Origin of the sequence: Actinocrinis sp. (assembly GCF_035605935.1) — a bacterium.
Classification (GTDB): Bacteria; Actinomycetota; Actinomycetes; order Streptomycetales; family Catenulisporaceae; genus Actinocrinis.
Genome location: NZ_DATNGK010000154.1, coordinates 1 through 8,184, shown reverse-complemented (window position 1 = coordinate 8,184; position 8,184 = coordinate 1). Strand labels below are relative to the sequence as shown.

Below are 8,184 nucleotides of genomic sequence, written 5' to 3'. Positions count from 1 at the left end.
CCACCCGAATCGGCTCACCCGGCTTCGCCGACTGGGTCGCGCCGGCCGAGCTGAACGAGCTGAGCTCCCGCGTCGTCGCGCTGGGCCTTGACGGCGAGGCGCATGAATCGATGGTGTGCCAGGTGCTGCTCGGCGCGCTCGGCTGGCTCGTCGCGCACCCGCCGTCCCCTGCCGTCGGGCGCAATGCCGTGCAAGGCCGGGTGTTCGACGCCGACCTGACCGAGCGGCAAGTGCGCCTCGCCCTGGAGCGCTCGTACCGGGCGCGCGCCCGCATGGCCCCCGACCGAAGGAGCCGGATCGAACTGGTGGACCAGGCAAACGCGCTGCGGCCCAGGACACTGCTATGACCGACCCACGGACGCAGGCGCCCCCCGGGCCGCCGGACGCGCGCACGTGCAGCGGGTGCGGCGCTCACGTGCTGCCCGGCGACGGCTACTGCGAGGAATGCGGCACGGACCTGCTGGTGCGCCGCAACGCTCCGCCTGGATCGGCCACGCTTCCGTGCCCCGACTGCGGCGGCACCGCGTTCACTGACGGCTACTGCGACAACTGCGGCAGGCTCGCGCCCTCCCCGCGCGACCGCTGGGAGCGGGACCTGGGCGTCGTCGCCGGGGTGAGCGACCGTGGACTGCGCCACAGCCGAAACGAGGACTCGATGGCCTTCGCGGTCATCGGCGAGGACACCGAGTACCCGGCGAGCGTCATCGTGGTCTGCGACGGCGTCTCCAGCTCCATCGATCCGCAGCGCGCCTCCCAGCTCGCGGCGAACACCACGCTGGATCACCTCGTGCGCGCGCTGCGCCAAGGCGAGCCCGCGCCCGCCTCGACGAGCGCTGCGATCCAATCCGCGCAGCAGGCGGTCACCACACTCGCCGAGGAGTATCGCGACCGCTCGGACGCCCCCTCATGCACCATCGCCACCGCGGTTGTGGAACGCGGCCGGGTCACCGTCGGATGGGTGGGCGACAGCCGCGTCTACTGGCTCGCGGCGGACGGCGGTGTCTCACGCCGACTGACCGACGACGACACCTGGGCCGGACAGCTGATCGCCGGGGGAGCGGTCAACGAGGCCGAGGCATACAAGGCACCGCACGCGCACGCGATCCTGCGCTGGATCGGCCCGGACGCCCCGCCGGAACCCCCACACGTGCGCGACTTCGCCCCGGAGGGTCCTGGCCTGGTGCTGGCATGCAGCGACGGGCTGTGGAACTACGTCTGGGACGCAGCCGACCTGGCGGGTCTCGCCGGCCTCACCGCTAACGGCTGGAGCGGTCTGGCGGCGGCCTGCGTGTCGCTCACTGCGGTCGCGCTCCAAGGCGGCGGCCAGGACAACATCACCACGGTGCTGGCCTACTACCCGCCGACCGCGTCACCCGAGACCACCGAGATCGTGTCTTCCAACGGAACCGCGCCGTCCGACGAGGGGATCGAACCGTGAGCACGCCGACCCTGCCGCAGTTCACCGTGAGCGTCTACCAGAACGAGTTCCTGCCCGAGGGCGCCGGCGAGGTCAACGCGATCGTGACCGTGACCTCCTCCGGCGCGGTAGCCGGGCCGACCGGCGCAGCGCGGGCCGCCCAGGTGATCATGGTGGACTGCTCAGGTTCGATGGACTATCCGAGCGCCAAGATGTCCGCTGCGCGCCAGGCCACGAAGGCCGCGATCGACGCCATCCGCGAGGGCGTGCCCTTCGCGGTCGTCGCTGGGACGCACGTGGCGCGGATGGTCTTCCCGACAACCGAGTACCTGGTGCCCGCCGACGTGAGCACCCGCGCCGCCGCCAAGGCCGCGGTGGACCGGCTCACCGCCGGCGGCGGGACCGCGATCAGCCAGTGGCTCTCACTGGCCGACCGGCTGTTCACCGGGCACGAGGACGCGATCCGGCACGCGATCCTGCTCACCGACGGCAAGGACGAGCACGAGAGCCCCGACGACCTCGCCCTCGCGATCGCGCGCTGCGAGGGCCGGTTCACCTGCGACTGCCGCGGCATCGGCACCGACTGGGTGGTCGCGGAACTGCGCCGCATCGCCGGTGGACTGCTCGGCAGCGTGGACATCGTGGCCGACCCGATCAACCTGGCCGACGACTTCCGGGCGATGGTCGAGGGCGCGATGGGCAAGGCCGTGGCCGACGTCCGCCTGCGGCTGTGGTCTCCGCAGGGCTCGACGATCAAGTTCGTCAAGCAGGTCGCGCCCACCGTGCTGGACCTCAGCGGCCGCCGCCTGCAGACCGGACCGCTGGCGGGGGACTATCCGACCGGCGCCTGGGGCGCGGAGTCGCGCGACTACCACGTTTGCGTCGCGGTGCGGCCCGGCTCGGTGGGCGACGAGATGCTGGCCGTGCGCGCCTCACTGGTCTCGATCGACGGTTCCGGGCAGGCGCAGGTGCTCGGGCAGGGCCTGGTGCGCGCAGTGTGGACCGACGACGCCGCGCTGTCCACGAAGATGAACCGTCAGGTGGCGCACTACACCGGGCAGGCCGAGCTGGCCGACGTGATCCAAGCGGGACTGGAGGCGCGCAAGGTCGGCGACTACGACACGGCCACGGCGAAGCTCGGCCGGGCGGTCCAGCTCGCGGCGGCCTCTGGCAACGACGACACCACCAGGCTGCTGTCCAAGGTGGTCGACGTGGAGGACCCGGCGACCGGCACCGTGCGGCTCAAGGCACGGGTGAACGACGCCGACGAAATGGCCCTGGACACCCGATCGAGCAAGACTGTGCGGGTAGGCAAGGGCAACAGCCAGGGCTGACCGACCGCAGGGCAGCCAACATCAGGAGCACCGGGGAGGTCCGATGGCGCGGTGTCCGGCCGGGCACGAATCGCAGACGAACGACTACTGCGACACCTGCGGCGCGGTGATGGGCGGGTCGCCGCTCACGCCCGCGCCGGTGCTGGAGAGTACCGCTCTGCTCGGCGCGGATCTGGGTTCGGCCGGGCCCGGTGCGGGCGGTTCCTGCCCGAACTGCGGGGCGGAGCGCGGCGGCCGGTTCTGCGAGGAATGCGGGTTCGACTACGAGCTCGCCGAGTTGCTTCCCTCGGTGCCCGCCGCCAGTGCGGGGCAGGCCGAAGCGGGACCAGAGCTCAACGGCCACGCACCCGCGAGCGCCGCGGCCGCGGCTACAGATCCACCGGCGCCTGAACCAGTTGCCGCCGATCCGATCCCCGCCGAGAACACGCAGATCCCTGATGCGCCCTCGACCTCGCGCGCGCTGGCCGTCGTCGTCACAGCGGACCGCGAGTACTACACGGCGCAGGTCGAGCGCGGCGACATCATCGAGTCCGAATTCCCGTTCCCGAAGTACCCCGGCGAGCGCCGTTTCGCCCTGGACACCGACGTGATCCGGATCGGCCGGGCCTCGGCCAGCCGCGGCATCGCGGTCGAAATCGATCTGACCGGGCCGCCGCTCGATCCCGCGGTCTCGCACCTGCACGCGCAGCTCTCTCGCGACCAGGATGGCGGCTGGCGGCTCGTCGACCTCGGTTCCGCGAACGGCACCAGGCTCAACGGCGCAGAGCAGCCGGTGCCCGTCGAGACCGAGATCCCGGTCGCCGCGGGGGACCGAATCCACGTGGGCGTCTGGACCACGCTCACGCTCGAAGCGTAATCAGATTACGAACGTTGCCCTGCGCAGCCAGAACGCGCTCCGGTTGCGTCCGCAAGTGCAAGCGCTCGTGCGAACGCCGCCCGGCCCCCGCACGGGCCGGGCGGCGTCCAATGCGCCGATTCACAGGGCGCCGGCGCCCCGCGAACCTGAGAGTGCGCCCGGCTGACCGGAGCACGATGAATCAGAGCACGTCGTCGAACTCGCCGTCCTTGATGCCGGCAAGGAACGCGGCGATCTCGGCCCGGGTGTAGATCAGCGCGGGCCCGTGCGGGTCGCGCGAGTTTCGCATCGCGACGCTTCCGTCGGCCAGCGGCGCGACCTCGACGCAGTTGCCGTTGTAGCCGCTGTAGCTGCTCTTACGCCAGGGGGCGCCGACCAGCACGTCGGCCGAGATGCCGTTGTCGAAGTTCGTGGTTTCGCCTGCCATGACCTCTCACTTTCCGACCGACTTGCACGGTCCGTATGCATGAGTCACTTGCATGTGCATTGAAGGCACTCACGCAACGTAGCACCGCAGGATGAGGTTGCATACGAATAGCTTGAGAATCAGACCGTTGCGGACCCTGGCGTGAATCCGGTCGTGGGCGCCGATTCGGCGTCGCGAAGGCGACGACGCGGCAACGAGCGCGCGCCGTCAGATGGCCCGCCGTCGTGTCAGGCTATTGTGTTCACGGCAGTCACACGTGAACGAATGTGCGTAGACTTAGATGTCCTCGCGCGCCTTGAGCAGAGTCTGCCGGGTGCGTTGCGGAGTCTCCGCTTCCACGGCCAGCCGGTCGAGCGCGCGGCTGTAGATCTCGATCTCCTCGGCCTTCTCCAGATACAGCGCGCCCGCGAGGTGCTCGACGTACACGATGTCGGACAGCTCCTGCTCGCCGAAACGCAGCAGCGTGAACGGCCCTTCCGCGCCATAGCCGCTGGTCTGGTATGGCACCACCTGCAACGAGATATTCGGCAGCGTGGTCATCTCCAGCAGGTGATCCAGCTGCATGCGCAGCACCCGCGCACCGCCGATCCTGCGGTAGAGCACTGACTCGTCGATGACCACCCACAGCCGCGGCGCAGACTGACCCAGCAACACCTTCTGCCGCTGCATGCGCAAATGCACTTTGCGTTCGGTGTCGCGATCCGCGTTCTCCGGACGGCCGCGGCTCGCGATCGCCAGCGCGTAGTCCTCGGTCTGCAGCAGTCCCGGGACGAACTGGTTCTCGTACGCCTTGATCTGCGACGCCGACTCCTCGAGGCCGACGTAGTCCTCGAACCACTTCGGCATCAGGTCGCTGTAGGCGTGCCACCACCCCTGCACGTTCGACTGTTCGACCAGTTGCAGCACCTTCGTGCGCTCTTCGTCGTCCGTGACGCCATACAGCGTCAGCAGATCCGCGACGTCGCGCTCCTTGAAGCCGACGCGACCGCTCTCCATCCGGCTGAGCTTCGATTCCGAGCCGCGGATGCTGTACGCCGCCTCCGCACGGGTGATCTCAGCCCGCTCGCGCAGCCGGCGCAGCTGCGTGCCCAGGATGAGCCGGCGGACGGTCGGGCCGGTCGCAGGCTCAGCCCGTCGATCGTCGAACGTGCTCATCAGAACCCTCCCTCGAACTGCCCGCGTACGCTTACGATGTTATTACGGCTCCTTACGCTAAGTTAAGCGCCGTCAGCTTTCTGGTTGTGCAAATGAGCCGGGAGAACGCAATGACCGATAACGCCACCACACCGTCGAGTGTCACCGTGTCGGAACGCTCCGTGCCAGTCGGTGTCGATCCCACCAGGGCCAGCATCGCACGAGTCTACGACGCCTTCCTCAACGGCAAGGACAACTACGAGGTTGACCGCGAGGTGCTGCGCGGGGTGCAGAAGGCGGCTCCCGAGGCGGTCGACCTGGCCACCGAGAACCGCGGCTTCCTCATCCGCGCCTGCCGATTCCTGGCCTCGCAGACCGGGATCGAGCAGTTCCTCGACTGCGGTTCCGGCCTGCCGACGGCGGAGAACGTGCATCAGGTAGTGCAGCGGACGAACCCGGACGCCACCGTCGTCTACATCGACAACGACCCAGTGGTGCTCGCGCACGGCCGCGCGCTGCTGGAGGAGAACGAGCACACTCACCTGGTCGGTGCGGACATCTTCAACCCGGCCGAAGTGTTGGGCCACGAGGAGGTGCGCACCCGCATCGACTTCTCCCGGCCGCTGGTCTTCCTCCAGATGGGCACCCTGCACCACTACAACGGCCCGCGCGAGCGCCCGGCGCAGATCATGCGCGAGTACATCGACGCGCTGCCGTCCGGTTCTTACGTGGCGATCAGCCACTTCTTCGACCCGGAGAACGAGTACAGCCCGGTGGCTCGCAAGATGGAGGAGATGTTCCTGCACAGCATGATGGGCTCGGGCACCTTCCGCACTCGCGCCGAACTGCTTGAGCTGTTCGACGGGCTGGAGCTCGTCGACCCGGGACTGACCCTGTGTGCCGACTGGTGGCCGGACGGGCCGCGGCTCAAGCCGCTCAACCAGGTGCAGCAGTGCATCGCCGGAGCGGTCGCCCGCAAGCGCTGATCCCTCGAACGAAACGCCGAAACGACGCCGCCCGAACCGGCGGGTCCTGATCGGCTCCGGCGCGAGCCGATCAGGGCCGACCGATTCGGGCGGCGGGGCAGGGGTGGGTCAGCCTGCGTATTTGACGATGGTCTTGGTGAAGTCGTACGGGTTCTGGGTGATGTTGGAGCAGGTTCCCGGCGCCCAGGGCTCGACCACGCCGGCCGGGCACTGGAAGTCCCGGTTCGCCGACCAGAACGAGAACCAGGCGGGGTGGTTGGCCTGTGCGAAGCCGAGCAGGGCGCTGAAGTCGGACTGGGTGAACAGCTCAGAGGGCTGGTCCGTGTGGCCGTTCATGATCTGGAAGCCCAAGTGCGCCCACGCCTGCGCCGCGCTCCAGCCGTAGATGCCTTCCAGTTGGCCCACCGCGTCATTCGCGATCGCCTCGGTCTGCGACACCTCGGTGCCCGAGGTGAGACCGGTGTCGAAGTCCATGATGTTGATGACGTCGAGCCGGGCGCCATTCGCGATCGCCTGCCGGATCTCGTCCGTGCCGCTGCCCGGGAAGCCAACCGTCGTCATCGGGATGGTCAGCGAGACCTTCAAACCCGGATTGCTGGCCTCGAGGATCTTGATCGCACCGAAGCGGACCCCGGTGTTCGAGTCCAGCGCGGTGTTCTCGTAGTCGAAGTCGACCCGGTCCAGCTTGTACTTGCTGATCACCTGCTGGTACGCGTTCGCGAGCGCCGAGGCAGAACCGCAGGTCGAACCAAGCTCCGTGCCGTTGTAGCCGCCGAAGGACACTGCGGCGTCACCACCGGCTGCACGGATCGCGTTGATGTCGGCGGCAACCGTCGTGTCCGAGGAAACCTGCATCGTGGAGCTGCCGTCCCAGGCCGGTGTGCAGCCACCGGAGTCAAGCACGAAAGCCAGGTTGAACTGGTTCTCGCCGGAGCCGCTGATGATCGATGAGATCGAGGCCGGGTTGTTGTCGACCGGCATGAAGTACACCGGGTGTGTGAAGGGGCCGTTGCCGGGGGGCGTAACCGAACCGGTTGGCGAAGCCGAGGGTGACGCGCTGTGTGAAGGCGACGGCGAGATACCGGACGGCGACGGAGAAGGCGATCCGGTGCCGCCGGGGCCGTTCAGCGCCAGGTCGTCGGCGTAGTACGTGCCCTGCGCATACCAGCCGTGTACGAACACTTGCACGCTGGTCTGGCTCGCGCCGCTAGTGAAACTGGTCGACAGCTGCTGCCACGAGGTTGCCGAGGGAGTCCAGGTGGACACGCCGCCGGTGATCCCGAGGTACACGTACGCGCCCTCGACGTACCCGGACAGCGTGTAGCTCGTGTTCGGCTGTACCGAGACGGTCTGCGTGCACTGCGCGTTGTCGGACGAGGTCGCGCCTCCGGCCAGCGCGTGCGAGCCGGAGTGGACGGGGGAGGAGACCACTGAGCCGGTGCCGGCGTCGCAACTCCAGCCATTGAGGTCGCCTGATTCGAAGCCTGAGTTGGTCAGCAGGTTGGTGGTCGCCGCGCCGGCCGGAACGGCGAGGAACGCGACGACCCCGACGCCGCCGGCCGTCAGGGCCAGGGCAAGGGCCGCCGCACCCAGGCGCTTTGGTGAGCGGGCGACGAGGCGGGGTGGACGCACGAAGGCGCTCCTTTCGGTCGGCGGAAGGCCGTGGCAGGTTCGGGAAGCAGCAGGGGTGGGGCCGTGCTGGGTCCGGGGCGCCGTACCGGAAGGAGCAACTGCTGTGCACTGTGGTCCAGACCACTCGCCTCTGTCAAGGTTATGGTCTGGACCAATTTACGACTCACCGACGCCAGTCGCCGTTGTCCCGCTCAACTGGACAGCCGCAGCCTGTCCCGCCCAGCTGGACAACCCGCTTTTCCCCACCCACTTACCGCTGCCCGCCGTCCCGCTTTCCCCCAATAAACCTCCGCGATGACATCTCCGCGACGCGGCTGGAGTGCAGCGGCGAGTCTCGTTCACAACGGCTCTGGGCCACAGACGCCCTTGCGCGCTGGGAGTCCCGCGATAGCTTCGCC

8 protein-coding genes are annotated in these 8,184 nt (G+C 68.7%); 5 read left to right on the top strand and 3 right to left on the bottom strand.

Annotated elements, in window-relative coordinates:
• The 4 genes from VN779_RS13265 to VN779_RS13250 form a co-directional block, all read left to right on the top strand.
• Positions 1-347, top strand: a 347-nt coding sequence (locus tag VN779_RS13265) for a tetratricopeptide repeat protein (RefSeq protein WP_325722994.1), incomplete at its 5' end; no start/stop codon positions are given.
• Positions 344-1,438 (top strand): PP2C family serine/threonine-protein phosphatase, encoded by a 1,095-nt coding sequence (locus tag VN779_RS13260; protein ID WP_325722992.1) that lies wholly within the window; start codon positions 344-346, stop codon positions 1,436-1,438. The genes VN779_RS13265 and VN779_RS13260, both read left to right, overlap by 4 nt.
• Entirely contained in the window at positions 1,435-2,751 is a 1,317-nt protein-coding gene (locus tag VN779_RS13255) for a VWA domain-containing protein (protein WP_325722990.1), read from the top strand. Before VN779_RS13260 ends, VN779_RS13255 begins: the two co-directional genes overlap by 4 nt.
• A 43-nt stretch (positions 2,752-2,794) precedes the next feature.
• Complete coding sequence (locus VN779_RS13250; RefSeq protein WP_325722988.1) at positions 2,795-3,607, top strand: FHA domain-containing protein; 813 nt, start codon at positions 2,795-2,797, stop codon at positions 3,605-3,607.
• 181 nt (positions 3,608-3,788) lie between these two features.
• On the opposite strand, the gene VN779_RS13245 is transcribed toward VN779_RS13250, so the two are convergent.
• A complete protein-coding gene (locus tag VN779_RS13245) occupies positions 3,789-4,034 on the bottom strand; it encodes a DUF397 domain-containing protein (RefSeq protein WP_325722986.1) in 246 nt (81 codons plus the stop codon).
• A gap of 276 nt (positions 4,035-4,310) precedes the next feature.
• Entirely contained in the window at positions 4,311-5,189 is an 879-nt protein-coding gene (locus tag VN779_RS13240) for a helix-turn-helix transcriptional regulator (RefSeq protein ID WP_325722984.1), read from the bottom strand.
• Positions 5,190-5,299: 110 nt separating this feature from the next.
• On the opposite strand from VN779_RS13240, the gene VN779_RS13235 reads away from it, so the two are divergent.
• A complete protein-coding gene (locus VN779_RS13235) occupies positions 5,300-6,154 on the top strand; it encodes an SAM-dependent methyltransferase (protein WP_325722982.1) in 855 nt (284 codons plus the stop codon).
• A 108-nt stretch (positions 6,155-6,262) separates the two neighbouring features.
• On the opposite strand, the gene VN779_RS13230 is transcribed toward VN779_RS13235, so the two are convergent.
• Positions 6,263-7,786 carry a carbohydrate binding domain-containing protein gene (locus VN779_RS13230; RefSeq protein WP_325722980.1) on the bottom strand — a complete coding sequence of 508 codons (1,524 nt, stop codon included), beginning with the start codon at positions 7,784-7,786 and terminating at the stop codon, positions 6,263-6,265.
• Positions 7,787-8,184: the final 398 nt, after the last annotated feature.